Genomic DNA, 23,864 nt, shown 5'->3' on the forward strand with positions numbered 1-23,864 from the left:
GCGGCACGGGAAGTGCCCCACTCTAGCGGCGCGCGGCGCCCCGACCACGGTCTCCAGGGGGCGAAATGAGTCCCCGCACCGCGCTCGTCACCAGCTCCTACGCGCCCCGCACGGGCGGCGTCGAGACCCACGTCCAGCACGTCGCGCGCGTGCTCGCCGCGCGCGGCGAGACGGTCGAGGTGTGGGCCGTCGACCAGGGCGAGCACCTCGGGACCCGCGTGCTCGACGGCGTCACGGTCCGCTACCTCCCGACCCCCCAGCCCTCGCGCGGCGCTCGCGGCGTCCTGTCCTTCGCGCTGCGGTGGCCCGCCGCTGCCTGGCGCTGGTCCCGCGCGTACCGCTCGCTGCGCCCCGACGTCCTGCACGTGCAGTGCTTCGGCCCCAACGGCGTCTACGCCACGGCCCTGGGGGGCGTCACCCGCACGCCGCTCGTCGTCAGCTCGCACGGCGAGACGTTCGCCGACGACCACGACGCGCTCGGCACGTCCTGGTGGATGCGCACCTGGTTCGGTACGGCCCTCACCCGCGCGGACGCCGTGACGGGCTGCTCGACCATCGTCACCGACGACCTGTCCGAGCGTTTCGGGTACGGGGGCGCCGTCGTCGTGCCGAACGGGGTCGAGCTCTCGGCGCCGGCCACGGACCCGGCGCGGCCCCCGGCTTCCCGCACCGCACCCGCGGACCCGCCCGACGCCGTCGGGCCTCCCGTGCTCCTCGCGGTCGGCCGCGTCGAGCACGTCAAGGGCTTCGACCTGCTGCTCGAAGCCTTCGCCGCGTCGGACCTCAAGGACCGGGCCCGGCTCACGATCGTGGGCGACGGGTCGGAGCTCGCGGAGCTGCGGCGTCGGGCACGGGCGCTCGGGGTCGAGGAGCGCGTGTCCTTCCCCGGGATGCTGGGGCCCGACGCCGTCGCCGAGGCGCTCGCGGCGGCCACGGTCGTGGTCGTGCCGAGCCGCAAGGAGGCCGCGTCGATCGTCGTGCTCGAAGCCTGGCGGGCCGGGCGCCCGGTGGTGGGCACCGTGCTCGGAGGGCCCCGCACGCTCCTCACCGACGGCGTCGACGGCCTGCTCGTCGACCCTCGGGACGCCGCGGCGCTCGCAGGGGCGATCAGGTCGCTGCTCGACGCGCCCGACGTCGCGGCCGCGCTCGGGGCCGCGGGCCGACGCGAGGTCGAGGGGTACACCTGGGAGGCCGTCGTGGACCGGTACGACGACGTCTACGAGCGCGTCCTGAGATCGCGGTCCGCCCGGCGGACGCCGAGATAGTGGCCTGCGGGCCGGGGTCGAGGGTGCAGCCCTCTACCTCGGTCCCTGCGCCGCTACGTCGTGGAGGCCGCGACCCCGCTGCGTGCACGCCAGCACCAGGCACGTGAGCGCCCCCACGAGCGCGAGGGACGCGACGACGTCGCTCGGGCGGTGCGCGTGCTCGAGCAGCGAGGCGACGCACGCCACGAGGCTCACGACCACGGCCCACGCCACGAGAGCCCCCGAGCGGCGCGGCCACAGGAACAGGACCGCGACGCACAGCGCGGCCGTCACCGCGACGTGCCCCGAGGGCAGGGTGTTCTGGGGGTAGGCGAGGTCGGCGAGGTCCGGCCGGTCGAGCGCCCCGTCGCGGAGCCAGCGGGCGAGCGGGATCGTGACGGCCACGACGGCCACGGCCCGCACGACCGCGCGCCACCGACGGGCGCGCAGCGCGAGCACCCCGAGGACCGCGCACACGACCCCGAGCGCCACGGGCAGGGCCGGTCGCAGGACCTGCGCGAACGACCCGAGGAACGGGTTGAGCTGCTGCCACGACACGAACGCGCCGTTGTCGAGCTGCTGCCCCGCGAGCGTGCGGACGGTCACGACGTACGTCGCGGCGAACACCGCGCCCAGCAGGATCGCCCCGGCGAGCAGGAGCGGGACACGGGCCGACCGCCCGAGGCGGGTGCCGACGTCGTGCAGCTCGTCCGTGGTCACGGGCAGCCTTCCTGGGAGTGCGTCGGGCGACCCCTGGGAGGCGCCTGCGGGCAGCCGCGATCACTGTCGGACGACGACGGTGCGCTGTGGGGAATCCGGTCGGGTGAAATCAGTGCTCCCACTGTGGCCCCGGCGTCGTTCGGTGTCTACCGTCGTACTGCAGATGCCCCGGGCACCGATCTCGCGAGGTCCAGGGAAAGCGATCGCCGGACGACAGAGGGTCCTTCATGGCACGGAGCCGTGTGCTGAGCATCATCGACCTGACGGATCAGGAGATCGAGGCGTGGCGGGCGCTCGCAGCCCGCTCCGCCGAGCCCAACCCGTACTTCGAGCCCGAGATGCTGGTGCCCGCAGTGCGGGAGCTGAGCGGTGGGTCGGAGCTGCGGCTTCTGGTCGTCGACGGGGACGTCAGCGGGGCCGAGCCCGGCGGCTGGTGGGCCGCGCTCCCGTTCGAGATGGTCCCGGGCGACAAGCACTGGCCGTGGCGGCACGCCTCGACCGGGTCGGACTTCCTGGCGCTGTACTGCCCGCTGGGCACGCCGCTGGTCGACGGTGCGCGCGTCGACGAGGCCGTCGACGCGCTGGTCGACGCGTTCCACGAGCGACGCCGCGAGCTCGGGCAGGCGATCGACCTGCACCTGCTGGTGCAGGACGGGCGGGTCGGCCTGCGGCTCGAAGAGGTGTGCCGGGAGCGAGGCGTCCCCGTGCACACGTGGGGTGGCGACCCCCGCGGAGCGGTCCGGTTCGACGAGGGGGAGTCCGGGAGCTGGGCCGAGCGCATGCCTCGCGGCAAGTCGCTCGCGCGCGGCCGCCGGCGCCTCGAGCGCGCGGTGGGCGAGACGCTGGTCCTGGAGGACCGGGGCGACGACCCCGAGATCGCGAAGGCGTTCCTCGACTTCGAGCAGCAGGGGTGGAAGGGCGACGCGTCGCGCGGCGGCATGGGGTTCAGGAGCCGTCGTGGCGGGCAGGAGTGGTTCACGCAGATGCTCGCGGGCTTCGCCGAGACCGGGCGGGCGCACGTGTTCGCTCTCGTCGCCGGAGGGGTGCTGCTGCACATGGCGGTGATCGTGTGCACGGGGTCCACGGCGTTCGGCTACTTCGACGTGTACAGCGAGGAGTGGGCCCGGTACGGACCGGGCGCGATCGGGCGCATGATGGCGTTGTCGTGGCTCGACGAGAACTCGGACGTCGCGGTGTTCGACAGCTCGATGAACCCCTCGCTGTACAAGGACGCGACGGACCTGTTCCCCGACCGGCTCACGATGGTCTCGTCGACCGTCGTCACGGGGGGCGTCGTCGCACGCCTGACCATGCGGGTCATGCGCGCCGCCGCGCGCGTGGTGCGGCGCTTCCGATGACGACCTTTGCGGGTGCCCCGGGCAAGGCCCGGGCGACGGGGACTGGTGTGACGAGCAGGATCGTGCGCGTGGCCGACCTGGGCGCCGACGACCTCGCGGCCTGGCAGCGCCTCGCGGACTCCTCGCTCGAACCCAACCCCTACTTCGAGCCCGCCGTCCTGGGCGCGGCCGCGCGCGGGATGGGGGGCGGACGCGCGGTCAGGGCGCTCGTCGTGGCCGACGGGTCGGGCTGGCTCGCGTTCCTCCCGTTCGAGACGGTGGGCCGGAACCGGTTGTGGCCCGCGCGGCACGCGAGCCTCGACGGGCCGTTCGTCGAACGGTTCGCGGCGCTGCGCGCACCGCTCGTGGACGCGGCCCGCCCGCGGCTGGCGGTCGCGTCGCTGGTCGCGGCGCTCCATGCCCGACGGCGAGCGCTCGGCCAGGCGGTCGACCTCCCGTTGCTGAGGGCGTCCGGGGAGACGACGACGCTGCTGCTGGACGCCTTCGCCCGTGCCGGGATGCCGGTGCGCGAGTGGGACCGGATCTCGCGCGGGGCGTTCGTGCCGGGGCCGGGGCAGGTGCTGGCGCCGGTGCCAGGGGCGGGCCAAGAGGCGGGCGACGTGCTCGGTCCGCAGCTGTCCGCCTCGCGGCGCAAGAACCTCCGGCGCGGGCGGCGACACCTCGTCGAGGATCTCGGGCAGGAGCTGCGGATCGTCGACGCGACCGCAGAGCCGGGGATAGTCGACCAGTTCCTCGACCTGGAGGCCGCGGGCTGGAAGGGCGACCGGGCCAAGGGAGGGGAGGCCCGGCGCGTGGTGCCCGGCGCTGCGGAGTGGTTCGCGGGACTGGTCGAGACGTACCGCGAGCGCGGTGAGGCGCACGTGCTGCGGGTCGGCCCGCCCGTGGCGCCCGTGTACCTCGCGGTGCGCGTCCGACGCGACGGTGTGGTCTTCTCGATCTCCGACGCCTACGACCCGGCCTGGTCGGCGCACTCACCCGGGGCGTGGGGGCGGCTGCTCGGGATGCGCCTGCTCGCCGAGATGCCCGGGACGGTTCTGGTCGACAGCTGCATCGACCCGCGCCGGTACCCCGACGAGACGCTGCTCTACCCCGACCGCGTGGACCTCGTCTCGGTCACGTGCGCCGTGGGGAGCTGGCCGTCGCGGGTGCTGCTGTCGGCGATCGTGGCGGCGGGGCAGGCCCGTAGGTGGGTGCGGGGGCTGCGGGGCTGAGGGGCACCCGGGGCGCGTTGGTGCTGCCGACGAGCGGGTGCGTGAGGGCACGGGTGAAGTGTCAGCCGGCCGTGGGTCGCGCGTCGGATGCCTCGGGGACCTCGGTGCTACCTTCATGCCACCATCGTGGGCTGTGAGGATGCTGTGAGCCAGGTTGGGGCCTGCCCGTAGAGGGCGGCTACGCGTTCTAGGAGCGCGGAACATGCTGTTCCTCGTGGAACGGCTCGATGACCGTTTGAGGATCACAGGAGGTCTGGCGGGTGTTCACAGCGACGGTGGTCCGCGGATGGCTTGCGCTCGTCGGCGTAACGGGGGGCCTTCTGTGGGTCCTCGTCGCTGCCGCCATCATCTTCGAAGAACCTTCCCCCAGCCTTGATGACGTGATTCTCGGATCGATCATCGCGGCAGGCGGGATCCTCTTCACCCTTCGCGTCTGCCTCGCCGGGGCCTGGAGGCGTGAGGAGGGAGTCCTTGTGCGAAACGTTCTGTCGAGCACGTTCTTCGGCGCCGGGAGTCAGGTCATGACGCGCACGGAGTTCCATCCCGTGCTGCCCGTGCAGTTCAGCTACATCTATCTTGTCGACGCTGACGGGGTAGAGCTTCGCCTCGACACTCTTGCTCGGCCGAGTGTCCTGGAGGAGAGAAGACCGATCCAGCCGGGACGTGAGGCGGTGATCCGTTCCTGGCTCCGATGAGGCCAGGCAGCCATCTGTCCGGCTCGCATGTTCCGATGAACACGAAGGGTACGTGGGTGAACCCAAGAAAAGACTCAGGATCCTCGTTCAGCCGAAAGAGGCTTCTGGTGGCATTCGAAGCCGCCTTCGAGCACGGGCTGCTCGTGATAGCCAGCCTGGACAGCGAAGCGGCTCACGAGACGTTCGATCCGCTGGAGGAAGCTGCTCACCTTGACTACGACTCTCTGTATGTGCCTGTGAGAGTTGCCGTCGACGGGCTGGTGAAGGTGCTTGTCTTCGAGGAGAAGGCTCCGCGCGGCTTGACGGCCGGCCTGTCGCTCGTCTTCGACGGTCGTTTCGAGGCCGGCTACGGGGTGGTTGAGCTCGAGGATGCCTCGGACAGCATTCGAGCTCGAGTGAGTGTCGAGGAGGACGGCCCCCCGCACGTGCGCGTCTACCGAGACGATGCTGCTGCGGAGATAGTGGTCGTGCTCGGGTGAGTGGAGTCGTCATGCTGTCATGTCGATCGTCCCCGTCCCCGGTGGCAACGTCACCGCCCGCGCCGGCCCGCGGGGCGCCATCGGCGGTGTCGACGCTGCGTGCAGCGCGTTCTGTACGGAGAGACCTGCTGGGCATCTTCGCGCGGCCGTAGGCTGCCGGTGGCAGCGACGGAGAGCGAGGCAGAAGCGAGGAGTCGCATGGACTTTGCGGATGAACTATCGCTCCTCCCTGGCGTGGAGTCGGTGTGGGTCTCGGTCAAGGGCGAGGAAGAGACCCTGGCCATCAACTTCGACGACGACCCCCAGAACGAGCGAATGATCGACGTTCTACGTGTCACCAGCGGTGAGGTTGCTCGCGTGCTGATCTCTGACGTGAGCATCCGGGTCGGCAACGATGAACTGCGCCAGATCGTTCGGGCGGTCGCCGCAGGGGAGTACCGAACCGGCGACGGGTGCATTCATGTGCGTCTCCCGGACGGGACGGTGCAGAGCCATTGTTGACCCGTCGGGTGAGGCTTGCGGATTCGGTGCCCCGCTCGGCGGATCCGCTAGGTGTTCCGCCAAGAAGATTCAGAGCAGGGCGGAATCGGTGCTCGAAGACGTTCGAGATCTATGCAGATCGGAAGTCGGGGGGGGTGTTGGTGCTGTTGAAAAGGCTGTCAAATCGCTTGGTGTTCGGTGCGATCGCGTCCTCGACGGTCTTGACGAGTTGCGTGCCCGCTTCCCATCCGTCCCCGGCTCCCCTCGGGGTTCGGATCGACGGCGGGGTTCTCCGGGTCATCATCCCGGACTGCCCCGGAGAGGGTTTTACCGAGGCGAGCGTCACGCCGATCGACGCAGAGTTGTCACTGCCCGAGGCGTGGACGGGAGGGGGGATCGTGGTCGACCTTGACGGCTCAGTGGCGCTGAGCCCGTCGGACTGGACGAGTGTCACGGGGAGCTACGACGGTCTCGAGTGGTTCGATGTCGTATTTCGCGGACCCAAGAGATCGGCGGCAACTGTGGTGGATGATCTGGACGAGGTCCACGGGCTGCCCGAAGGGGTCTACCGGGTGGACGACCTGAAGAACATGAGCATGGCCGAGTACCGAGAGTACCTTCGGGAGGAGTTCCCTTGTCCTTGAGGCCGCCGGTTCGCGGCGTAGTGCGTAGTCGCGGCCCCGGTGGACCTGCTGCAATGGTCGCCGTGAACACAGAACCAGCAGACGCGGCACTGGTCTTGCTCGTGCCAGGAATCATGGCGGAGCATCCCGACATCCTGTGGCGCTTTGACGACGTCTCCGACGGTTTCCGCGTCGCTCTGTGGTCCGCACGAGACCCCGAGCGGACGGCGAGCGTGCGGGTGCACCGTGGCGGGGAGGTCTTCGTCCTGGTATTCGGTCCCTACCTGGGGCCGACGTTCGCGTACGTCGAGGAGGACAAGCCGGACGAGCTGCGCGCACGACTCGCGACCGCGGTGGCCGCAGTGCGCGGTCCGAGCCGACTCGTCCTGACCTTCGCCGGCGACAAGTGCACGTCGTGCGAGCTCGTGCTCGCGGCGGGCTCGCCTGAGGAGGTCAGCGACGGCACGAGGGGCGACCATCTCGCGAGGATGCTCGCCTGGCGCCTGCTCCGCCGCCAGGTGAGACGAGAGACCCTCGAGCTCGATCGGATCTAGCGGCGCCGGGCGCCCGTCCGTCGGAGCGACCGCACAGGGCGTGCGCGCTCCGCGAAACCACCGCGCCCCCTGTCACCCCCTCGGCGTAGCCTGGTGCTCGTACCCTCAGCCCGGACCGTCTGACCTCGGTCCGGGCCGCTCGTGCTGTTCCGGCGCGCCCGCGCCTCGCTGCGGGTCGCGTCGAATGACGTCCACACCTGCCCGGGCCTGCGCCCGTGGACGCCCGCCTGCCGATCGGTGACTCGAAGGAACTCATGAACCTCACCGGAATCCTGCCCGCCCTCCTGGCCGACCCGACCGCGCGCGCGGTCGTCGAGCACGTGCGCCTGCGGGGCGCGGTCGACGTCGTCGGGCCGGTGGGCGTGCGTCCGCCGTTGCTCGCCGCGATGGCGGGGGCGACCGCGACCGGGGACGCCGCCGGGGCCGCGCAGGGAGAGCCTGCCCAGGGCTCCCGCCCCCTCGTCGTGGTGACCGCGACGGGTCGTGAGGCCGACGAGCTCGCCGCGAGCGTGCGCGCCTACCTGCCCGACGAACTGGGTGACCTGGTCGCGGTCCTGCCCGCGTGGGAGACGCTGCCGCACGAGCGTCTGTCGCCGCGCAGCGACACGGTCGCCAAGCGGCTCGCGGTGTTCCGCCGCCTCGCGCACCCGACCAGCGAGATCAGCCAGTCGGGCCCGGTACGCGTCCTCGTCATGCCGGTGCGCGCGCTGCTCCAGCCGGTCGTCGAGGGCCTGGGGGACCTGGAGCCCGTCGAGCTCAGCACGGGCGAGACGGCCGACCTCACGGACGTCGCCGAGCGCCTGAGCGCGGCGGCCTACCAGCGCGTGGACATGGTCGAGCGGCGCGGCGAGTTCGCGGTGCGCGGCGGCATCCTCGATGTCTTCCCCCCGACCGAGGACCACCCGCTGCGCGTCGAGTTCTGGGGTGACGAGGTCACCGAGATCCGCTGGTTCGCGGTCGCGGACCAGCGCAGCCTCGAGATCGCGGACCACGGCGTGTGGGCGCCGCCGTGCCGCGAGATCCTCCTGACGGACGCGGTGCGCGCCCGCGCGGCGGAGCTGATCGAGACGCTGCCCGGCGCGACCGACATGCTCGACAAGCTCGCCGCCGGCATCGCCGTGGAGGGCATGGAGTCCCTCGCCCCGGTCCTCGTCGACCGCATGCTGCCCGTCCTGGACCTCGTCCCCGACGACGCCCTGCTGATCGTCAACGACCCCGAGCGCGTGCGCCGCCGCGCGCACGACCTCGTCGCGACGACCGAGGAGTTCCTCGCCGCCGCCTGGACCGGTGCGGCCGCAGGCGGCTCGACCCCGATCAACCTCTCGGCCGCGTCGTTCGAGACGTTCGCCGACGTCCACGACGTCGCCGAGCGTCGCGGCCTCGGGTGGTGGACGCTCAGCCCGTTCGGCCTGGATGAGGGCACAGGGCCCGACGGCGAAGCGCACCCGGGCGAGGCGCTCCCGGGAGGCGAGGGTCCGACGTCGGGCATGGGCACGGACGGCGTGACCACCTTCACCGTGCCGGCGCGCAACGTCGAGTCCTACCGGGGGGACGTCGAGCGCGCGCTCGACGACCTGCGCTCGCTCCAGCACGCCGGCTGGCGCCTGGTCCTGACGACCGAGGGCCACGGCCCCGCCCGACGCATGACCGAGCAGCTCTCCGCGGTCGACACCGCAGCGCGCCTCGTCGCGTCGATCGACACCGAGCCCGAGGGCGGCGTCGTGCTCGTGACACCCGCGCCCGTGGGGCCGGGCTTCGTCGCGCCCGACCTGAAGCTCGCGGTGTTCAGCGAGTCGGACCTCACGGGACGCCAGGGGTCGAGCACGCGCGACATGCGCAAGATGCCCTCGCGGCGGCGCAACGTCGTCGACCCCCTCGCGCTGCGCGCGGGCGACTACGTGGTGCACGAGCAGCACGGCGTGGGGAAGTTCGTCGAGCTCGTGCAGCGCACGCTCGGCACGGGCGGCAACGCCGCGACGCGCGAGTACCTCGTGATCGAGTACGCGAGCAGCAAGCGCGGCCAGCCGGGCGACCGCCTGTTCGTGCCGTCCGACCAGCTCGACCAGGTCACCAAGTACACGGGCGGCGAGTCGCCCAGCCTGAACAAGATGGGCGGCTCGGACTGGGCCAAGACCAAGAGCCAGGCGCGCAAGCACGTCAAGGAGATCGCGGGCGAGCTCATCCGCCTCTACAGCGCGCGCATGGCCACGCAGGGGCATGCGTTCGGCCCCGACACCCCGTGGCAGCGCGAGCTCGAGGACGCGTTCGCGTACGTCGAGACGCCCGACCAGCTCGTCACGATCGACGAGGTCAAGGCCGACATGGAGAAGCCGGTCCCCATGGACCGGCTCGTGTGCGGCGACGTCGGGTACGGCAAGACCGAGATCGCGGTCCGCGCGGCGTTCAAGGCCGTGCAGGACGGCAAGCAGGTCGCGGTCCTCGTGCCCACGACGCTCCTGGTCCAGCAGCACTTCCAGACGTTCGCGGACCGCTACTCTGCGTTCCCCGTGACGGTCAAGGCGCTCTCGCGCTTCCAGACCGAGGCCGAGTCCAAGGAGACGGTCGAGGGGCTCAAGGACGGGTCGGTCGACGTCGTGATCGGCACGCACCGCATCATCTCGGGGTCGATCAAGTTCAAGGACCTGGGCCTGGTCATCATCGACGAGGAGCAGCGGTTCGGCGTCGAGCACAAGGAGACGCTCAAGCAGCTCCGGACCAACGTCGACGTGCTCGCGATGAGCGCGACCCCCATCCCGCGCACGCTCGAGATGGCCGTCACGGGCATCCGCGAGATGTCGACACTCGCGACCCCGCCCGAGGAGCGCCACCCCGTGCTCACGTACGTGGGCGCGTACGAGGAGAAGCAGATCTCTGCGTCGATCCGCCGCGAGCTGCTGCGCGAGGGCCAGGTGTTCTACGTGCACAACAAGGTCGAGACGATCGACCGCACGGCCCAGCGCCTGCGCGAGCTCGTCCCCGAGGCCCGCATCGGCGTCGCGCACGGCAAGATGGGCGAGGCCCAGCTCGACCAGACGATCACGGCGTTCTGGGAGAAGGAGCTCGACGTCCTGGTCTGCACCACGATCATCGAGACCGGCCTCGACATCTCCAACGCCAACACCCTCATCCTGGAGCGCGCCGACATGCTGGGCCTGTCCCAGCTCCACCAGCTCCGCGGCCGCGTGGGTCGTGGGCGCGAGCGCGCGTACGCGTACTTCCTGTACCCGCCCGAGCGCCCGCTGACCGACACCGCGCACGACCGCCTCGCGACCATGGCCGCGAACACGGACCTCGGCGCGGGCATGCAGATCGCCATGAAGGACCTCGAGATCCGCGGCGCGGGCAACCTGCTGGGCGGCGAGCAGTCGGGGCACATCGCGGGCGTCGGGTTCGACCTGTACGTGCGCATGGTCGGGGAGGCCGTAGCGTCGTTCAAGGGCGAGGTCGAGGAGGAAGCCCCCGAGGTCTCGATCGAGCTGCCCGTGGACGCGCACATCCCGCACGACTACATCGCGCACGAGCGCCTGCGCCTCGAGGCGTACCGCAAGATCGCGGCGGCCCAGGACGAGCCCGCGCTCGCCGAGGTGCGGGCCGAGCTCGTCGACCGCTACGGCGCGCTCCCGGAGGTCGTCGAGGCCCTGTTCGCCGTCGCGGACTTCCGCAACCATGCGCGCCGCGCAGGGCTCGCGGACGTCACGGCGCAGGGCAAGTTCGTGCGCTTCGCGCCCGTCGACCTCCCGGAGTCCGCCGAGCTGCGCCTCAAGCGCCTCTACCCGGGCACCATGCTCAAGCCCGCGATCCGCGCGTTCCTCGTCCCCTTCCCGACGACGGCGCGCATCGGAGGCCGCCCGCTGCGAGGCATGGAGGTGCTCGCCTGGGCGCGCCAGCTCATCGACGCGGTCATCACGGGAGACGTCAGCGCGGCGGCGACGGTGGGGACGTCGAAGCGGTAGTCACGTCCGGTGCGGCGGTGGGGGCCGAGACGGGGTCCACCGCGGGCGACGGGCGCGCGTCGGTGAGCGGCGCCGTCGGGCCGGGTGAAGGTGCCGCTGCGCCCGGCGTCGCGCCCTCGGGCATGCCGAGTGGCGCGCGCCGCCGACCCCAGCGGTTCACGATCAGGTGGCGGGCAGGCTCCTCGACGAACCGGTAGAGCGCGTACGCCAGGAGCGCGGCGGCGACCGTGATCACGGCCGCGGCGAGCACGCCCGTCAGGGGCGTGTCGAGCACGCGCCGGATCACGAGCTCGTGCACCAGGTAGAACGCGTACGAGGCCGAGCCCGCGACGATCAGGACGCGGTGCGTCAGCACCGACCGCCGGCCCCGCAGGTCGCGCTCGGCGCAGAGCATGAGGAACAGCGCGAACGGCAGGACGAGCGCGACCCGGGCCACGGCCTCGGTCGCGTGCGTGAGCTCGGCCACGACGAGCACCGCGGCGAGGATCCCGAGCACCCCCGCCCACGGGACCCGTGACCGGTGGCCCTCGACGAACGCGAGGCCGGCGACGACGCCCAGCACGAACTCCGGGAACCGGGCGAGAGGGAAGTGGTAGAGCACCTGGTACGTCGTGGGGGCCACGACCGTCGCGACGAGCGGGACCGCGAGCGCCACGAGGGTCACGACGAGCCGGGTCCGACCCGACCAGCGCCGCAGCAGCGGCAGGAGGAACGGGAAGGCGAGGTAGAACGCGAGCTCGCACGACAGCGACCACGCGACGCCGTTGAGCCCGTACACGACCGTCGGGTCCAGGGACCACGCCTGGAGCAGCAGGACGTTGGCGCCGATGATGCGCCCGGTCACGGGCGGGCTGCCCAGGACCAGGGCGATGACCAGAGCCGCGACCAGCGTCACGAGGTGGTCGGGGTAGATCCGTGCGACGCGGCGCAGGTAGAAGCCGCTGCGGGGGAGCGCAGGGTTGGCGGTCCACGTCAGGATGAAGCCCGAGAGGACGAAGAACAGCGCGACCCCGGTGCTGCCGTAGTACGCCCCGGGGATGTCGAGCACCTGCCAGTAGTCCAGGTGGAACACCAGGACCGCCGCGGCGGCGACCGCGCGGATCGCCGTCAGGGAGGGGAGCTGGCGCGGGGCGGTGCCCGTTCCCGCCGGAGTCGTCATCGAGGTCCCCTGCCGCTGGTGCGCGGCCCCGTCGAGAGGCCGCTCTTGCATCGTGGGCGCCCGGGAGGGAGGGGGTCAAGGATGAAGTGTGGTCCCGTCGTCGGGCGTCCCCGCCGAGGACGAGCGCCCCTCGACGGCGGCGACGTCCCCGTCGAGGGCGTCGCGGTAGCGCACCACGGCCACGAGGAACACGAGCACCGAGATCATCTCCAGGCTCTCCTCGCCCAGCACCGCGAGCTGCCCGACGAACGTCGCCCGGTCGAAGCCCTGGTCCTCGAGCAGCCCCGCGATCGCCTCGAAGCCCACGGCGCCGATCACGTAGAGGACCCCGGCCAGGGCCATGGGGCGCAGGAATCGCCGGGGGAGACCCCACAGGAGCGGGACGACGATCGCGGCCACGACGAGCGCGAGCGGGCCGTAGAACGCGATCCAGCCGTTGAACGGCAGGTCCGCGATGCTCCGGAAGTGCTCCTCGAGCGAGGTGCCCAGGTGCTCGTGGAAGCTCGTCATCTCGTCGATCGACAGGTACAGGAGCACGAACGCGATGAGCCCCCAGGCCCACCGTCGCGCCGGGACGGGCTCGACGTGCAGCAGGTCCCCCGTCACGAGTCCCGTCGAGGCCAGCAGGACCACGGTGAACCAGGTGGGGACGTTGACCTCCTCGTCCATGCTGAAGTAGTGGACGAGCGGCTCGATCACGCCGCCGTGGAGGTCGGCGCCCTTCTCGAGGAAGTTGGCGAGGAGGTGCAGGACGGCCAGGACGGCGATCGCCAGCGCGAGGCGGCGGACGAGGACCCTGACAGGCACGGTGACACGCAGCATTGGTGCTCCATCGACGACCCGGGCGAGCTCACGCTCGGCCTGGCGACCCTAGCAGCGGCTGCGGTGACGTGACCACCGCCACACCGTCGGTGCGTATCCATACCGCTCGGTCGGTGAGATAGTTGTCGCATCATGTATTTCGACCTGAACGCGCCCACGCGCACCCACAGCACCGGACGGCACGGCTCGACGAGCTCCGCCCGCTGTTGTCGCTGTCTCTGAACAGCCGCTGACAGGCGGCGTCCGTCGCGGGTGCTCCCCGACGTGACCGCCCCTCACGCACAGGTCTGATCCTTCCCCCGGGCTTTCCCGTCGCACGCCTAGTCGCGCCCTGCGCGGATCGCAGCGCCCCGCACCGTCGGCCGCGCTCGTGACGCCCGAGCCCTCCCGGTCTCCGCCACCCGGCCCCCGCCATCCGTCGGAGGACCGCGCTCCACGAACCCCTCACCACCTCGTCCCGCGACCCAGGTCGCGAGAGCGGGGTGGTCCCCGTGCAGCCCCGCTGCACCTCCTGGAACGGAAGAACCCCCATGAGAACCTTCAAGGCAGCCGCCGCGGTCCTGGCGACGACCCTCCTGCTCGCCGCGTGCGGCTCGGGTGGGTCCGGCAGCGCGAGCAGCAGCGCCGCGGCAGGCGCTGACGCCGAGATCGTCATCGGCTCGACCAACGAGCCCACCGGACTGGTCCGCAACGTCGGCGGCAGCTCGGGCGTCTCGCAGACCATGACGCGCAACGTCTTCGAGGGCCTGACCTCGGTCGACGTCGACGGCGAGGTGGTCCCGACGCTCGCGAAGGACTGGGACGTGTCCGAGGACGGCCTCGTCTACACGTTCCACCTGCAGCCGGGCGTCACGTTCCACGACGGGTCCGCGCTGAGCGCGCAGGACGTCGTCTGGAGCATCTCGCAGACCATCGCACCCGAGTCCAAGAGCGCGCGCAAGAACGACCTGTCGGTCATCTCCGCGATCACGGCCCCCGACGACGCCACGGTGCAGCTCGACCTGTCGCGCCGCAGCCAGTCGCTGCCGTTCTACCTCGCGTCCGTCACGATCGTGCGGGACGGCGACACCGAGCTGACGAGCGACAACGGCACGGGCCCGTACCGTTTCGTCGAGTGGACGCAGGGCGACCACCTCACGATCGAGCGCAACGACGACTACTGGGGTGAGCCCGCCAAGAACTCGGGCGTCACGTTCCGCTTCTTCCAGGACACGACCGCGCTCAACAACGCGCTCGCGACCGGTGACCTCGACCTGGTCATCGCCGAGGACTCCCCGGACCAGCTCGTGCAGTTCGAGGGCAACGACGAGTTCACCATCACCGAGGGCACCTCGACGACCAAGCAGATCTGGGCCTTCAACGACCGCGTCGCGCCGTTCGACGACGTCCGCGTCCGCCAGGCCCTGTACACGGCGATCGACCGCGAGAAGATCCTCGACGCCGTGTGGGACGGACGCGGCCGGGTCATCGGCTCGATGGTCCCGCCGACCGACCCGTGGTTCGTCGACCAGGCCGACGTGCACTCCTACGACCCGCAGGCCGCGAAGGACCTGCTCGCGCAGGCCGGCGTGAGCGGCCTGAGCATCGCGGTCGACTACGTCGCGGGCGACCCGTCCGAGACCATCGCGCAGCTCCTCCAGGCGGACCTGCAGGCCGTGGGCGTCACGCTCACGCTCCACCCGATCGACGACGCGACCTGGTACCAGAAGGTCTACACGGACCACGACTTCCAGACCACGCTCATGGGGCACGTGAACCCGCGCGACGTCGTCTGGTACGCGAACCCCGACTTCTACTGGGGCTACGACAACAAGGACGTCCAGCAGTGGGTCGCGGACGCCGACCAGGCGGCCACGGCCGACGAGCAGACGGCCCTGCTGACCCAGGTCAACGAGACCATCGGGCAGGAGGCGGCGAGCGCCTGGCTGTACCTCGACCCGCAGATCCGGGTCGCGCGCGCCGAGATCACGGGCTTCCCGGTGAACCAGGTGACGGAGAGCTTCTACGTCGCCGACATCGTGCGGGAAGGCTGACCGAGCTCCCATGTCCCGCTACCTCCTGACGCGCGTCGGCACGCTGCTGCTGTCGTTGGTCCTCGCGAGCGTCGTGGTCTTCGCCGTCCTCCGTTTCCTGCCGGGCGACAGCGCGGGCACGTCGCTCGGCGTGGGCACCACGAGCGACCAGCTCGACCAGCTGCGTGCCGACCTCGGCACCGACCAGCCCCTGTGGACGCAGTACGGGCAGTGGGTGGCGGGGCTGTTCTCGGGCAGTGCGGGGACGTCGTTCGTCTCGCGCCTGCCCGTGGGGGAGCTGATCGCGAGCAAGCTCGCGATCACGCTGCCGCTGAGCCTCGCGGCCTTCGTGGTCTCGGTGCTCGTGTCGGTGCCGCTCGGGGTGGTCGCGGCGGTCAAGCGCCGCGGCGTCGTGGGGGTCACGGTCTCGGCCGTGTCGCAGCTGGGCGTCGCGGTGCCGGTCTTCTGGGTCGGCGTGATCCTGGTGTGGGTGTTCGCGCTCGAGGCGGGGGTCCTGCCCCCCGGCGGGTTCCCGCGCCAGGGCTGGGAGGACCCCGCGGCGGCCGTGCGGTCGCTCGTCCTGCCGGTGGCGACCGTGGCCATCGCGATGTCGTCGGTCATGGTGCGCTATGTGCGGTCGGCGACGCTCGACGTGCTGGACCAGGACTACGTCCGCACGGCCCGCTCGCTCGGCTACGGCCGGTGGCACGCCCTGGCGCGCCACGGTCTGCGCAACGGCGCGGTCCCGGTCGTCGCGATCCTCGGCATCGAGCTCGCGACGTCGTTGCTGGGGGCCGTGGTCGTGGAGAACGTCTTCGCGCTCCCGGGCCTCGGCACGCTCCTGGTGTCGTCTGTCGCGGGGCGCGACCTGCCGGTCGTGCAGGCCCTCGTCCTGGGCCTGACGGCCGTCGTCCTCGTCACGAACTTCCTGGTCGACCTCGCCCAGCGCGGCATCGACCCCCGGCTGCGCGCCGGTTCTGCCCTCGGAGGAGCCCGATGAGCATCGACCTGGGCGGGGAGATCCCCGTCGCCGAAGGATCCGGGCGGCTCGTCCCGGCGCGCGAGGAGGGCGTGGTCGCGCCGTCCCCCGGGGGCGGTGGTCCCAAGCGGGCCCGACGGCGGAGCGTGAGCCCGTCGTTCGTCGCGGGTCTGGTCATGGTCGGGTTGGTCGCCGTGGTCGGTGTCGTCGCGGTCTTCTGGACGCCGTACGACGTGAGCGCGGGGGCGGCCGGCACGGGCGGACGGCTCGAGGGACCGAGCGCCCAGTTCTGGGCGGGCACCGACCGCCTGGGACGCGACCTGCTGAGCCAGCTCATGGGCGGGGCCACGGTCGCGATGACCGTGGCGATCGCCTCGGTCGTCATCGCAGGCGTGCTGGGCCTCGCGATCGGCGTGGTCGCGGCGGCGACGACGCGGTGGGCCGACGTCGCGCTCCTCAACGTCATCGACCTGATGATCGCGTTCCCGACCCTGCTGCTGGCCATGCTCATCGTGACGGTCCGCGGTGCGTCGCTGACCTCGGCGATCGTGGCGATCGGCATCTCCGGGGCTGCGGTGGTCGCGCGCGTCACGCGGGTCAACGCCGCGCGCGTGCTGCGCGAGGACTACGTGACGGCCGCGACGGCGTCGGGCACCGGATGGTGGGGGACGATCCTGCGCCACGTGCTGCCCAACGTGGCCCCCACCCTGCTGGTCCAGCTCATGCTGCTCGCGGGCGGCGCGATCCTCGCCGAGGCGTCGCTGTCCTACCTGGGGCTCGGCTCGCCGACCGCCCTGTCCTGGGGGCGGCTGCTCAGCGCCGCCCAGAAGTCCGTCGCGGTCCAGCCGCTCGGGGCGATCCTGCCCGGGCTGCTCATCGCGTGGACCGTCCTCGGCCTGAACCTGCTGGGCGACGGCATCCGTGAACGGACCGACCCGAGCCTGCGAGGCGACCGATGACCCGCACGACCCCTCCCACGCCGAGCACCGCCGGCCCCGCGACGAGCACCACCGGGCTCGAGGTGCGGGACCTGACGGTGCGGACGTCGTCGGGCCGGGTGCTGCTCGACCGTGTGAGCTGGCGCGTCGCGCCCGGCGAGCGCCTGGGCGTGATCGGCGAGTCCGGCTCGGGCAAGTCGCTCACCGCGGCCGCGATCCTCGGGCTGCTGCCCGACGGCATGACCGCGACCGGGCAGGTCCTGCTCGACGGGACCGACCTGCTGAGCCTCGGCGAGGAGGCCCTGCGCCGCGTGCGCGGGGCGCGGATCGCCATGGTCTTCCAGGAGCCCTTCACGGCGCTCGACCCGCTCATGACGATCGGTCGGCAGATCGCCGGGCCGCTGCGCCTGCACCGCAAGGTCTCGCGTGCCCGGGCCGCCGAGCTCGCCGCCGACCTGTGCCGCCTGGTGCGCCTCGACGACACCGAGCGCATCCTCGGGTCCTACCCGTGGCAGCTCTCGGGCGGACAGCGCCAGCGCGCGTGCCTCGCGATGGCGCTCGCGTGCGAGCCCGACGTGCTCATCGCCGACGAGCCCACCACGGCCCTCGACGTGACCGTCCAGGCCGAGATCCTCGACCTGCTCGACGACCTCATCGAGCGCACCGGGACCGCCCTGGTGTTCGTGTCGCACGACCTGCCGGTCGTCGCCCGCGTCACGCGCGACCTCGTCGTCATGCGGCACGGGAAGGTCGTCGAGGCCACGAGCGTCGCTCGCGCCCTCGAGGCTCCCGAGGACCCGTACACCCGGTCGCTGCTCGCCGCCGCACGCGCCGTGACCCACCTGCCGACCCTGCACCCGACCACCCTGCACCCGACCACCCAGGAGGACCGATGAGCGACCAGCCCGCCGAGGGTGACGCCCTGCTTGCCGGGAGTGACCGGCACCCTGCCGAGGGCGACCGGCACCCTGCCGAGGGTGACGCCTCACCGTTCGTCGCGCTCGACGGGGTGTGGCGCGAGTTCGGCGGATCGCGCCGCACGCCCCCGACGGCGGCGCTCGCGGGCGTCGACCTCGCGGTCCGTGCGGGCCGCAGCGTGGGGATCGTGGGGGAGTCGGGCGCGGGGAAGTCGACGCTCCTGCGCCTCCTGCTTGGGCTCGACAGCCCGACGCGCGGCACGGTCTCCTACCGCGGCGCTCCCCTGGACCGCCGGGACCGCGCGCTCATGCGGCGGTATCGCCGCGAGGTGCAGGTCGTCCTCCAGGACCCGCGCACGTCGCTCGACCCGCGCATGACCGTCGCGCGGATCGTCGCCGAGCCGCTGCGCTCGCTCAAGATCGGCGGCGACGTGTCGGCGCGCGTCGACGAGGTGCTGGGATGGGTCGGCCTCGACCCCGACGCCCGGACGAAGTACCCGGCCCAGTTCTCCGGTGGCCAGCGTCAGCGCATCGCGATCGCGCGGGCCCTCGCGCCCTCGCCGTCGGTCCTGGTGGGCGACGAGCCCGTGAGTGCGCTCGACGTGTCGGTGCGTGAGCAGGTCATGGACCTGCTGCGCGGGCTCCAGAGCGAGCTGGGGCTCACGCTCGTCCTGGTCAGCCACGACATGGCGATCGTCGGGCAGCTCTGCGAGGAGACCGTCGTGCTGCGCGGGGGAGAGGTCGTCGAGTCCGGCCCCACGCGCGAGGTGCTGACCCGGCCCGCGGCCGCGTACACGCGCGAGCTGCTCGCGGCGGTGCCGACGCTGCCCTGAGGTGCGTGCCGCCGTCGGACAGGACGGCGACACAGCGGGATCCCGTCGACGTAGAGGGTTCTTGTCGAGACAGAGGCCTGCGGACCTCGGTCTCGACGAGAACCCTCTATCTCGTGGTGCCCGCGCTGCCCAGCCCGAGAACCCGCAATCTTCTTGCGTGTCCGAAAGGGCTGACACGTCCCATCCGTCTGTGTAATCTTTCAGCAAGAATCCGCAACATTCTGCAAGGTGGCAGGGTGCGGGCTCGGCCGGTCGATCGGACCGGAGCAATGGCAGGGGAAGCGGTAGACGTGCCGGCGCCGACGCCGGGGCGAGGACGGGCAGCCACGCGCCGATGCGGGGCTGTGCGCAGCACCGAAACGGAGAACGCAGCAATGATGCTCAGCCGAACAACCAGACCTGTCCGCACGAAGCCGCGGCGCAGACTTCTCGCCGGGCTCACGGCGCTCGCCGTGGTCACGTCGGGCCTCGTCGCCGGGGCCGTGCCCGCCGCGGCCAAGGCACCGACGCCCTCACCCGTGGTCGCGTCCGAGAACGGCCGGGGGAACGTCGTCCTCAACATGTTCCAGTGGACGTGGGACGCCGTCGCCGCCGAGTGCACCAGCACGATCGGGCCCGCCGGGTTCGGCTACGTCCAGGTCTCCCCACCCCAGGAGCACATCCAGGGCACCGCGTGGTGGACCTCGTACCAGCCCGTGAGCTACAAGATCGAGTCCAAGCTCGGCAACCGCGCCGAGTTCCAGAACATGGTGAACACGTGCAAGGCGGCGGGCGTGGGCATCGTGGTCGACGCGGTCGTCAACCACACGGCAGGCGCCGACACCGGGTCCGGCACAGGCACCGGCGGGACCAGCTACTCGGTCGACAGCTTCCCGGGTGTCCCGTACGGCGCGAACGACTTCAACGACTGCCGCGCCAACATCACCAACTACGGCGACCGGTACAACGTCCAGAACTGCCGCCTCGTCTCGCTCCAGGACCTGCGCACGAGCTCCGACTACGTGCGCGGCAAGATCGCGGGATACATGAACGACCTGCTCGGCCTGGGCGTCGCAGGCTTCCGCATCGACGCGGCCAAGCACATCCCGGCCGCCGACCTCGAGGCCATCAAGGCCAAGCTGACCAACCCGAACGTCTACTGGGTCCACGAGGTCATCGGGGCCGGGGGAGAACCCGTCCAGCCCTCCGAGTACCTGGGCAGCGGGGACTCGCACGAGTTCAACTACGCGCGCACGCTCAAGAGCCGCTTCGACGGCAGCATCGCGAGCCTCGACGAGATCGGCAACGGGCTGCTCACGTCCGACCGCGCCGGGGTCTTCGTCGACAACCACGACACCGAGCGCAACGGCGAGACCATGAACTACAAGTGGGGCGCCAAGTACACGCTCGCCAACGCGTTCATGCTGTCGTGGCCCTACGGCTCGCCCGCGGTCTACACCGGCTACACGTGGACCGACAAGGACGCAGGGGCGCCCGGCGCCACCAACGCCTCGGTCCCCGACGCGAGCTGCTCCAGCAGCTCCTGGACCTGCACCCAGCGCTGGACGGAGATCGCCGGCATGGTCGGCTTCCACAACACGGTCGAGGGCACGTCCGTGACGAACTGGTGGGACGACGGCAACAACAACATCGCCTACGGCCGGGGGGCCAAGGGCTACATGGCGATCAACAACACCGCCTCCGCCGTCACGCGCACCTACCAGACGTCGCTGCCCGCGGGCACCTACTGCGACGTCGTGGCCACGAAGGACTGCTCGGTGACGCGGACCGTGAGCGCGTCGGGCACGTTCACCGCGACGGTCCCCGCGTACGGCGCGCTCGCGCTGCACGTCGGCAAGACCGGTGGCACGCCGTGCACGGTCGACTGCCCGACCACCTCCGCCACCACGGTCTACTACTCGACCTCGACGGGATGGAACGCGTACAAGGTCCACTACAAGGTCGGTGCGGGTGCCTGGACCACGGCCCCCGGGGTCGACATGTCCGCAGCCTGCACGGGCTGGGTCTCGCGCGAGATCCCCGCGAACGGGGCGACGATCACCGCCGCGTTCACCAACGGCTCGGGCACCTGGGACAACAACGGCGGCAAGGACTACGCCCTGACCGGGCAGCACGTCCAGGTCTCCGGTGGCGTCGTGACCGTGGGCAACCCGTGCGCGGGGACCGGTGGCGGTCCCGGTGAGACCGAGGGCGACGCGAGCTTCTCCGTGAACGCCACCACGGTCCTGGGGCAGAACGTCTACGTCGTGGGCAGCATCCCCGCCCTCGGCTCGTGGGCGCCCGCCGCGGCCAAGCCCCTGTCCTCCGCGACGTACCCCGTGTGGAAGGTCGTGCTCGACCTGCCCGCCGGGACGACCTTCGAGTACAAGTACGTGAAGAAGGACGGCGCGGGCACCGTGGTCTGGGAGAGCGGTGCCAACCGCACCGCGACGGTCGGGGCGAACGGGGCCGTGACGCTGACAGACACCTGGAGGTAGCCGGCTCCCGGCACCGCTGCCCCCCGCAGTCCCGGGCAGCGGGCGACAGGTAGCGGGGCTCCCGCCCAGGGGTCCTCCGGTCCGCGCTCCCTACGATGGGCGCATGACCACGAGCGAGCAGAACCGTCCCGCCGACCCCCTGCGCGAGTCCGTCGCCGTCATGGACCGGCTCTACTCGCCCGGCGGGTGCCCGTGGGACCGCGAGCAGACGCACGCGACCCTGGTCCGCTACCTGCTCGAGGAGGCGCACGAGCTCGCCGAGGCCATCGAGACGGGCGACCGGGCGGGCATTCGTGAGGAGCTGGGCGACCTGCTGCTCCAGGTGCTGTTCCACGCGCGCATCGCGAGCGAGGACCCGGTCGACCCGTTCACGGTCGACGACGTCGCGGCCGACCTCGTCGCCAAGCTCGTCAGGCGTCACCCGCACGTGTTCGCCGACACCGCGGTCACCACGGGTGACGGCCACGCGGCCCTGTACGCGCAGTGGGACGAGATCAAGCAGCAGGAGAAGCAGCGCGAGTCGGTGCTCGAGGGCATCCCGCTCGCGCAGGGCGCGCTCGCCCGCGCGCAGAAGGTCCTGTCCCGCGCGCAGCGTGCGGGGATGGGGGGAGTCGTCGCGGCTCCCGGCCCGACGGCGGTCGTCGCGTCGGTCCCTCCTGTCGCCCCGGGCGAGGCGGGGGACGGCAGGGGAGCGGCGTCGTCGGGCACGCCGGTCGCCGTGGACGCGCCGGGCGACGTGGAAGTGGAGGTCGCGTACGGGCGTGAGCTGCTCGACGTCGTCCGCCGAGCCCAGGCCGACGGGGTGGACGCCGAGACCGCGTTGCGGGTCGCGCTGCGCGAGGTCGAGCGGGCGATCGTCTCCGCCGAGGGTGACGGGCACGCCCGCCGGGGGTGACCCGAGCGTCACCCCCGGTGCTCCCACGCGTCGCACCCGGCGAGGGCCGGCGGCCGACATGCGGGCGATCGTGTCCACGAGGCGACGCCCGAAGCACTATGTGTTCCCGACCACTAGGCTGGGTTGCGACAACCCCGGACGCGCCCGACCGCCATCGTCGCCTGCCCTGCGCTCCGGACCTGGAAGCAGCTGAAGGAGCAACCGTGGCAAGCATCGAAGCCGTTGGAGCACGCGAGATTCTCGACTCGCGCGGAAACCCCACCGTCGAGGTCGAGGTCGTGCTCGACGACGGTACCTTTGCCCGCGCCGGCGTCCCCTCGGGCGCCTCGACCGGCGCTTTCGAGGCCGTCGAGCGTCGTGACGGCGACAAGTCCCGCTACCTGGGCAAGGGTGTCGAGGGTGCGGTCAACGCCGTCATCGACGAGATCGCCCCCGAGCTCCTCGGCTTCGAGGCCGAGGACCAGCGCCTCATCGACCAGGCGCTGATCGAGCTCGACGGCACGCCGAACAAGGGCAAGCTCGGCGCGAACGCCATCCTCGGCGTCTCGCTCGCGGTCGCGAAGGCCGCCGCGAAGAGCTCGGGTCTGGACCTGTACCGCTACGTCGGTGGCCCGAACGCGCACGTCCTGCCCGTCCCCATGATGAACATCCTCAACGGTGGGTCGCACGCCGACTCCAACGTCGACATCCAGGAGTTCATGGTCGCCCCGATCGGCGCCACGTCCTTCCGTGAGGCGCTGCGCACCGGCGCAGAGGTCTACCACTCCCTGAAGTCCGTGCTCAAGAGCAAGGGCCTCGCGACGGGCCTCGGCGACGAGGGTGGCTTCGCCCCCAACCTGCCGAGCAACCGCGACGCGCTCGACCTGATCCTCGTCGCGATCGAGCAGGCCGGCTTCACGCCGGGCAAGGACGTGGGCCTCGCGCTCGACGTCGCCGCGACCGAGTTCTTCAAGGACGGCGCGTACCAGTTCGAGGGCAAGGCGACGAGCTCGGACGACATCATCGCCTACTACAAGCAGCTCGTGGCGGACTACCCGCTGGTCTCGATCGAGGACCCGCTGTCCGAGGACGAGTGGAGCGCCTGGTCGCAGCTCGTGGCCGAGGTCGGCGACAAGGTGCAGATCGTCGGTGACGACCTCTTCGTCACCAACCCGGAGCGTCTCGCCAAGGGCATCGAGCTCAAGTCGGCGAACTCGCTGCTCGTGAAGCTCAACCAGATCGGCACGCTCACGGAGACGCTCGACGCCGTCGAGCTCGCGCAGCGCAACGGCTTCACCGCGATGGTCTCGCACCGTTCGGGCGAGACCGAGGACACGACGATCGCGGACCTGTCCGTCGCCGTCAACGCCGGCCAGATCAAGACCGGTGCCCCCGCCCGTGGCGAGCGCATCAACAAGTACAACCAGCTCCTGCGCATCGAAGAGGCCCTGGACGACGCGGGCCGCTACGCCGGCGCCTCGGCGTTCCCGCGCTGGAAGGCATGAGCTGACGCATCCCCGCTGAGCACGGCCTGAC

20 protein-coding genes are annotated in these 23,864 nt (G+C 71.6%); 17 read left to right on the plus strand and 3 right to left on the minus strand.

All coding sequences use genetic code 11. The features are described 5' to 3' along the window. Window positions 1-65 precede the first annotated feature (65 nt). Window positions 66-1,265: a glycosyltransferase family 4 protein gene (locus JOD49_RS15910; protein WP_205308033.1), complete on the plus strand. Its 1,200-nt coding sequence runs from the start codon at window positions 66-68 to the stop codon at window positions 1,263-1,265. 33 nt (window positions 1,266-1,298) lie between these two features. Here JOD49_RS15910 and JOD49_RS20830 read toward each other — a convergent pair whose 3' ends face one another. Continuing rightward, window positions 1,299-1,964, minus strand: coding sequence for a phosphatase PAP2 family protein (locus tag JOD49_RS20830; protein WP_205308034.1), 666 nt, complete (start codon window positions 1,962-1,964; stop codon window positions 1,299-1,301). A 227-nt stretch (window positions 1,965-2,191) separates the two neighbouring features. Between JOD49_RS20830 and JOD49_RS15920 the strand changes: the two genes are divergently transcribed. From JOD49_RS15920 to mfd, 8 genes are all read left to right on the plus strand, one after another. Continuing rightward, window positions 2,192-3,322: a GNAT family N-acetyltransferase gene (locus tag JOD49_RS15920; RefSeq protein ID WP_205308035.1), complete on the plus strand. Its 1,131-nt coding sequence runs from the start codon at window positions 2,192-2,194 to the stop codon at window positions 3,320-3,322. Further along, on the plus strand, window positions 3,319-4,533 hold the full coding sequence (locus JOD49_RS15925) for a GNAT family N-acetyltransferase (protein ID WP_205308036.1): 1,215 nt from the start codon (window positions 3,319-3,321) through the stop codon (window positions 4,531-4,533). The genes JOD49_RS15920 and JOD49_RS15925 overlap by 4 nt, the downstream gene beginning before the upstream one ends. Window positions 4,534-4,793: 260 nt before the next feature. Then, window positions 4,794-5,228 (plus strand): hypothetical protein, encoded by a 435-nt coding sequence (locus JOD49_RS15930; protein ID WP_205308037.1) that lies wholly within the window; start codon window positions 4,794-4,796, stop codon window positions 5,226-5,228. 35 nt (window positions 5,229-5,263) lie between these two features. Further along, the gene (locus JOD49_RS15935) at window positions 5,264-5,707 is read left to right on the plus strand and encodes a hypothetical protein (RefSeq protein ID WP_205308038.1); all 444 of its coding nucleotides are present in this window, start codon (window positions 5,264-5,266) and stop codon (window positions 5,705-5,707) included. A gap of 198 nt (window positions 5,708-5,905) precedes the next feature. Beyond that, window positions 5,906-6,208, plus strand: a complete 303-nt coding sequence (locus tag JOD49_RS15940) for a hypothetical protein (RefSeq protein ID WP_205308039.1) — start codon at window positions 5,906-5,908, stop codon at window positions 6,206-6,208. A gap of 170 nt (window positions 6,209-6,378) precedes the next feature. Continuing rightward, window positions 6,379-6,831: a hypothetical protein gene (locus JOD49_RS15945; RefSeq protein WP_205308040.1), complete on the plus strand. Its 453-nt coding sequence runs from the start codon at window positions 6,379-6,381 to the stop codon at window positions 6,829-6,831. Window positions 6,832-6,944: 113 nt separating this feature from the next. Continuing rightward, a complete protein-coding gene (locus JOD49_RS15950; protein ID WP_205308041.1) occupies window positions 6,945-7,364 on the plus strand; it encodes a hypothetical protein in 420 nt (139 codons plus the stop codon). Between the two features lie 254 nt (window positions 7,365-7,618). Next, window positions 7,619-11,317 carry a transcription-repair coupling factor gene (mfd, locus tag JOD49_RS15955; RefSeq protein WP_205308042.1) on the plus strand — a complete coding sequence of 1,233 codons (3,699 nt, stop codon included), beginning with the start codon at window positions 7,619-7,621 and terminating at the stop codon, window positions 11,315-11,317. Here mfd and JOD49_RS15960 read toward each other — a convergent pair. Further along, window positions 11,280-12,476, minus strand: coding sequence for an acyltransferase family protein (locus JOD49_RS15960; RefSeq protein WP_205308043.1), 1,197 nt, complete (start codon window positions 12,474-12,476; stop codon window positions 11,280-11,282). The genes mfd and JOD49_RS15960 overlap by 38 nt on opposite strands. A 75-nt stretch (window positions 12,477-12,551) precedes the next feature. Next, the gene (locus JOD49_RS15965) at window positions 12,552-13,298 is read right to left on the minus strand and encodes a DUF8692 domain-containing protein (protein WP_205308044.1); all 747 of its coding nucleotides are present in this window, start codon (window positions 13,296-13,298) and stop codon (window positions 12,552-12,554) included. Window positions 13,299-13,828: 530 nt separating this feature from the next. On the opposite strand from JOD49_RS15965, the gene JOD49_RS15970 reads away from it, so the two are divergent. From JOD49_RS15970 to eno, 8 genes are all read left to right on the plus strand, one after another. Further along, a complete protein-coding gene (locus JOD49_RS15970) occupies window positions 13,829-15,331 on the plus strand; it encodes an ABC transporter substrate-binding protein (protein WP_205308045.1) in 1,503 nt (500 codons plus the stop codon). Window positions 15,332-15,341: 10 nt separating this feature from the next. Beyond that, the gene (locus JOD49_RS15975; RefSeq protein ID WP_205308046.1) at window positions 15,342-16,310 is read left to right on the plus strand and encodes an ABC transporter permease; all 969 of its coding nucleotides are present in this window, start codon (window positions 15,342-15,344) and stop codon (window positions 16,308-16,310) included. Continuing rightward, window positions 16,307-17,248, plus strand: a complete 942-nt coding sequence (locus JOD49_RS15980; RefSeq protein ID WP_205308047.1) for an ABC transporter permease — start codon at window positions 16,307-16,309, stop codon at window positions 17,246-17,248. Before JOD49_RS15975 ends, JOD49_RS15980 begins: the two co-directional genes overlap by 4 nt. Continuing rightward, complete coding sequence (locus JOD49_RS15985) at window positions 17,245-18,123, plus strand: ATP-binding cassette domain-containing protein (protein ID WP_205308048.1); 879 nt, start codon at window positions 17,245-17,247, stop codon at window positions 18,121-18,123. The genes JOD49_RS15980 and JOD49_RS15985 overlap by 4 nt, the downstream gene beginning before the upstream one ends. Continuing rightward, complete coding sequence (locus JOD49_RS15990) at window positions 18,120-18,977, plus strand: ABC transporter ATP-binding protein (RefSeq protein ID WP_205308049.1); 858 nt, start codon at window positions 18,120-18,122, stop codon at window positions 18,975-18,977. The genes JOD49_RS15985 and JOD49_RS15990 overlap by 4 nt, the downstream gene beginning before the upstream one ends. A 374-nt stretch (window positions 18,978-19,351) precedes the next feature. After that, window positions 19,352-21,454 (plus strand): carbohydrate-binding module family 20 domain-containing protein, encoded by a 2,103-nt coding sequence (locus JOD49_RS15995; RefSeq protein WP_239525238.1) that lies wholly within the window; start codon window positions 19,352-19,354, stop codon window positions 21,452-21,454. Window positions 21,455-21,557: 103 nt separating this feature from the next. After that, on the plus strand, window positions 21,558-22,349 hold the full coding sequence (locus tag JOD49_RS16000; RefSeq protein WP_205308050.1) for a nucleoside triphosphate pyrophosphohydrolase: 792 nt from the start codon (window positions 21,558-21,560) through the stop codon (window positions 22,347-22,349). Between the two features lie 203 nt (window positions 22,350-22,552). Next, the gene (gene eno / locus JOD49_RS16005; RefSeq protein WP_205308051.1) at window positions 22,553-23,833 is read left to right on the plus strand and encodes a phosphopyruvate hydratase; all 1,281 of its coding nucleotides are present in this window, start codon (window positions 22,553-22,555) and stop codon (window positions 23,831-23,833) included. Window positions 23,834-23,864: the final 31 nt, after the last annotated feature.

The sequence above is a fragment of the Oerskovia jenensis genome (genome assembly GCF_016907235.1).
In the GTDB taxonomy this organism is placed as follows: domain Bacteria; phylum Actinomycetota; class Actinomycetes; order Actinomycetales; family Cellulomonadaceae; genus Oerskovia; species Oerskovia jenensis.

Coding starts and splice junctions, on each gene's coding strand:
- JOD49_RS15925 (WP_205308036.1), top strand. CDS start 3,319: ATGACGACCTTTGCGGGTGCCCCGGGCAAGGCCCGGGCGACGGGGACT.
- JOD49_RS15970 (WP_205308045.1), top strand. CDS start 13,829: ATGAGAACCTTCAAGGCAGCCGCCGCGGTCCTGGCGACGACCCTCCTG.
- JOD49_RS15910 (WP_205308033.1), top strand. CDS start 66: ATGAGTCCCCGCACCGCGCTCGTCACCAGCTCCTACGCGCCCCGCACG.
- JOD49_RS15995 (WP_239525238.1), top strand. CDS start 19,352: ATGATGCTCAGCCGAACAACCAGACCTGTCCGCACGAAGCCGCGGCGC.
- JOD49_RS15965 (WP_205308044.1), bottom strand. CDS start 13,298: ATGCTGCGTGTCACCGTGCCTGTCAGGGTCCTCGTCCGCCGCCTCGCG.
- JOD49_RS16000 (WP_205308050.1), top strand. CDS start 21,558: ATGACCACGAGCGAGCAGAACCGTCCCGCCGACCCCCTGCGCGAGTCC.
- JOD49_RS15990 (WP_205308049.1), top strand. CDS start 18,120: ATGAGCGACCAGCCCGCCGAGGGTGACGCCCTGCTTGCCGGGAGTGAC.
- JOD49_RS15950 (WP_205308041.1), top strand. CDS start 6,945: ATGGCGGAGCATCCCGACATCCTGTGGCGCTTTGACGACGTCTCCGAC.
- JOD49_RS15975 (WP_205308046.1), top strand. CDS start 15,342: ATGTCCCGCTACCTCCTGACGCGCGTCGGCACGCTGCTGCTGTCGTTG.
- JOD49_RS15940 (WP_205308039.1), top strand. CDS start 5,906: ATGGACTTTGCGGATGAACTATCGCTCCTCCCTGGCGTGGAGTCGGTG.
- JOD49_RS15960 (WP_205308043.1), bottom strand. CDS start 12,476: ATGACGACTCCGGCGGGAACGGGCACCGCCCCGCGCCAGCTCCCCTCC.
- JOD49_RS15920 (WP_205308035.1), top strand. CDS start 2,192: ATGGCACGGAGCCGTGTGCTGAGCATCATCGACCTGACGGATCAGGAG.
- JOD49_RS15980 (WP_205308047.1), top strand. CDS start 16,307: ATGAGCATCGACCTGGGCGGGGAGATCCCCGTCGCCGAAGGATCCGGG.
- JOD49_RS15985 (WP_205308048.1), top strand. CDS start 17,245: ATGACCCGCACGACCCCTCCCACGCCGAGCACCGCCGGCCCCGCGACG.
- JOD49_RS15935 (WP_205308038.1), top strand. CDS start 5,264: ATGAACACGAAGGGTACGTGGGTGAACCCAAGAAAAGACTCAGGATCC.
- mfd (WP_205308042.1), top strand. CDS start 7,619: ATGAACCTCACCGGAATCCTGCCCGCCCTCCTGGCCGACCCGACCGCG.